The 3957-nt window shown below is 70.5% G+C and carries 4 protein-coding genes; 1 reads left to right on the forward strand and 3 read right to left on the reverse strand.

Features of this window, described 5'->3' with window-relative positions; genetic code table 11:
- The coding region (locus VG296_RS31140; protein WP_325572090.1) for a hypothetical protein at nt 1-427 on the forward strand (427 nt) is incomplete at its 5' end.
- Between the two features lie 811 nt (nt 428-1238).
- Here VG296_RS31140 and VG296_RS31145 read toward each other — a convergent pair.
- The 3 genes from VG296_RS31145 to VG296_RS31155 are packed head-to-tail and all read right to left on the reverse strand — an operon-like array spanning nt 1239 to nt 3879.
- Nucleotides 1239-3038 (reverse strand): hypothetical protein, encoded by a 1800-nt coding sequence (locus VG296_RS31145; RefSeq protein WP_325572091.1) that lies wholly within the window; start codon nt 3036-3038, stop codon nt 1239-1241.
- Between the two features lie 38 nt (nt 3039-3076).
- Entirely contained in the window at nt 3077-3502 is a 426-nt protein-coding gene (locus VG296_RS31150; protein ID WP_325572092.1) for a hypothetical protein, read from the reverse strand.
- Nucleotides 3499-3879, reverse strand: a complete 381-nt coding sequence (locus VG296_RS31155; protein ID WP_325572093.1) for a hypothetical protein — start codon at nt 3877-3879, stop codon at nt 3499-3501. Before VG296_RS31155 ends, VG296_RS31150 begins: the two co-directional genes overlap by 4 nt.
- Nucleotides 3880-3957 lie beyond the last annotated feature (78 nt).

Below are 3957 nucleotides of genomic sequence, written 5' to 3' on the forward strand. Positions count from 1 at the left end.
CCTGTGGGTGGGCGACCCGCACGACCTGGCGATCGAGGTCAAGTACCTGCGCTCTCACCCCTCCGGCAGCCAGCCCGCACGCCCCATGCACTACGGCCAGCTCCTCGTCGACTTCAACAAGGTCGCCCAGGTGCCCGGCCGGCTCCGGCTCATCGTGCTCGCGGCAGACGACGGGTACGTGCGGTACATCGAACATTCGGGCAGGTCCGTCCTCCCGCTGAAGGCCGGAGAAACGGCACTGATCACGCCATCGTCGCTCGGCCGACTGGCTGACACGCCACGGCAGAAAGCCGAGTCCCACGGCCCGTGGCGCGATCTCCGGACCACGCTCCGCTGGACCAGCACGATACGGGGCTGTTCCCTGTTCGCCTGGGAAGTGACCCCGGGAGCCGAGCCGCCACAGACGGCTACCAACCAAGAGCCCTAGAACCGCCGATCTGGCGCTAATCGCGCCGCGCGGCAGCGACGGTCCGCGAGCTGCAGATCAGGATGATCTGTATGCCGGTTCCTCTGTCGGACCGGGCGATCCGCATCCGCTCATGCCGATGAGCGAACGTTGTAACTGTCGCTATGAGTCGGATCGGCAGTGCCCGCGCAAGTGATCGAGTGACGGCTACGTGCCGTGCGCCTCAGGTGACAACCGCCCAAAGCGTGAAACGGGTGATGGGCAGGAAGCCCATGCGCAGGAAGCCAGGTCGGCTGTAGTCGCTGGTGAACGCGACTGCTGGCAGGTCCGGGGTATCGGTGCACCGGGCCGCGACGAGCGTGCGCCACACGCCGCGTCGCCGCGCGGCTGGCAGGGTCGCGGCCAGGAAGAGGTTGACGACGCGGTGTGCCGCATGACTCGCCGTCGTCGCGATGGGGGGGTGCCGTCGAAGTATCCGATCCAGTGCCGGACTGCGCTTCCGAGGAGGGCGGGACTCATCGCCCTGTTGGCCGGCAACCCGTCGAGCTCCGGTGTCGGATAGCCGTCGATGAGGATCCGCTCGACGAGGGCCAGGTCGTCTGGCGACTCGGCGCGCCGCACATTCACCTCGCTCGGCGGCGCATCGGCAGGCTCACCCACCGGTCCTCGCACTGGTTGACGACGGACCGGCGCAGCACGGAGTCCGTGATGGGGTGTCCGGGAGCCAGCCGGTTTCGAGCGGACGCGCGAGTTCGGTCATCACGAGCTCCTTCAGCGATCGATGCGGTTACCTGAAATGCGTGAGGTCAGCTGTCACACCGTGACGCTCGCGTCAGAGCAGCCAGTCGACCGGCGTGTCCGGGTCCTGCTCATGTCGGCACACGCTGCCGGTATGGATGGTCCGGCGCAGCAGGCGGGCCGTGGCCGGGTCCTCGGCGGCGATGCGGTCGAGTGCGGCCGCGATCGCCTTGCGCACCGCGACCCGGGCCCTCTCTGCGGTCCCGCCCATGCTGCGCGCGCGGCCGCCCAGCCCGGTCGCGCCAGCGAGTTCGCGCAGCAGCGCCTCACGCTCGGCCTCGATGCGCTCGGCCCGTGCCAGGTCGTTCCACGACTGCGCCTCGTCGAGCTCCTCGTCGATCTCCCGCAGCCGGTTGCGGTAGGCCGTCAGCGCCCGGCGGTCGAGCCGCTCGCCCGCGTCCGGCTCGGCCACGGCCGTGCCGTGACCGGCGGCCATCGCGGACATCTCCAGCGCGGTGATCTCGACATCAGGCCGCTGCAGCAGCGCGTGCAGGTAGTGCAGCCCCTTCATGTCCGGCAGCAGCCGCGCCTGGCCCGCCGGCCCCACCGACCACACCGACTGCCCCGGCAGCCGCCGCAGCTCGACCGTGCGCCTGTCGGCCGGTCGCGGCGCTGCGACGGGCGCGCCACGCTTGATGTCGTACGGCGCCGACACCCGGCGCAGCCACCACGGCGCGCCCAGTCGCCGGTACGCCGCCTCGGCCGACGCACGCCAGTGGTCCGCCCGCGGGTCGGCGCTGACGACCGCGGCCCGCCAGAGGTAGTCCTCGACGACACCGGCACAGACGACGGCGCCGGCGTTGACGACACAACGACCGGCGTACGGCGCCATGAGCGTCATGCCCGCCCGCGCGATGTCGGTAAAGCCGAGCCCGGCCGCCGCCTCGGTCGTCTTCGACACGGTGAGCAGCCAGTCGACGTCGAACGGCACCTGCCCGAAACCACCGCCGGCGACCTGCGCGACGAGCCTGGATGCGCGTTCGGTGTCGCCAGCCTGCACGGCCAGCACGGCGGCTTCGGCGATGAGCGACTCGATGCCGCGCCTCACCGCGTAGTCCTCGGCCAGCGCGGCTTCGCCAGCGAGGAAGCCGACGTCGTCAGCGTGACGAGCGATCTCGGCGCGCTGCTCGTGGTAGACGGCAAACGCGTCCGGGACCCCTATGTCCGTGCCGAGAGCGTAGGCGGCCTCGGCCAGCCCGCGGGCGCCGTCAAGGTCGTCGACGAGCGTTATGTACATCGCTCGCCGCGTCATCGCGAAGTAGCGCACCAGTGGCCAGCCGGTCTCGTCGGCGAGCAGGTCGAGCGCGGATAGCTGGCGGTGCATCCCGGTGACGTCGAGCGTCTCAAGCGCTGTGGTCAGCCGCCATAGGTGCGCGTCCATTCGGGTGCGTACGTCGTCCACGTGCGCGGCGACGTCCTGCAGACGAGCGGTGTTGTGCAGCCGTTCGGACAGGTCGTCCGGACCCCAGCTCGCCGCCAGCTGCGCGTCCAGAGCGTCGGCCAGCACCGCCGGATCGGGCTTTTGCTCGGCGAGCTCGACCGCTTCCAGGGCAAACGGCGCGCCGCGTACCGCGTCGTTGCCGTAGACCCACGAGCGGGCCAGCGCAGCGGCGAGCCTTGCCCGCGTGCCGGGGGAGTCTGCGGCGGCGAGGTATGCCTCGTGCAACAGAGCGGGAGTCCGGCCGCCGGGGCCGCCGAAGCGCTGCAGTGACGCGAGTCCGAGCGCTGCGGCGGCCATGGCGTCGACATCGTCAGCGGCACGCGCCGCGACGAAGTCGTCGCAGTACGCGGCGCGTGCCGCCTCCCATGCCGAGTCGTCCTGGACTGCCCCCACGCGTACAGCGTAGGAGTTAGTACGGCGCCGCTGCCAGGTTAGGGACGGATCAGCGTCACCGCGGCGGCGTGCTCGGCCCGCCGCGCCGCATCCCAGTCGCCGGTGCAGTAGACCGAGAGCTGGCTGATGCCCTCGTCGCCGATGTCGGCGCGGAACAACTCGCGACAGGTCCAGTGTTCGCCGCCCGAGTCCCATGCCTCCTCCACTTCGAGGACGAACCCGGTCGGCGTCGGATCGAACCGCCACCGCGGCGCCGTCCCCCGCCCCGGGTGGCCGGCGAGCCGCAGCGCGACGCTGTCCTCGACACCGAAGGCCTGCAACCGCCAGGTCGGCATGGTCAAGTCGCAGAACATGTCGGCCGCGAACAGGCCGTCCGGCACCTCACTGGTCTGAAGGAACTCGATGAGCTTCTCGGCGAGCGCGTGGGCGCGGGCCTGGTGCTGGGTGACGGTGGTGGCGGTCATGACGATGCGCCGGCGGCGGCGAGGTTGGCCCTGACGACGGTCATGGTCGCGTTGAGTGCCTCGGTCGGGCTGAATTCGACGACCTCGGTGCCGGCCGTCATGACCGGCGTGTGCCCGGCCGGTGCGTGGTAGGCGTCACCGGCCGCGTAGATCTCGGTGTGGTCGGCAAACCGGAAGCTGATGCTCCCGGTCAGCACCACGCCCCAGTGCGGACACTGACAACGGTCCCCCGGGAGCCCGCGGAAGAACTCGGCCGGGTCGACGTCGGCCTTGTAGATCTCGAAGCCGACGGTGTAGCCGCCAAGGTCGACGTACCGTCCCTCGAATTCCGGGATGTCGACACTGACCGGTGCGGACGCCTTGTTCGTGTAGGGCATGAGCGCTCTCCTTCCATCGAGGTGCTGTCACCCGATAGGCGTGAGGCCGCGCGTCACACCGTGACGTCATGCGCGAAT

Origin of the sequence: Actinospica sp. (genome assembly GCF_035552695.1) — a bacterium.
Taxonomy (GTDB): domain Bacteria; phylum Actinomycetota; class Actinomycetes; order Streptomycetales; family Catenulisporaceae; genus Actinospica.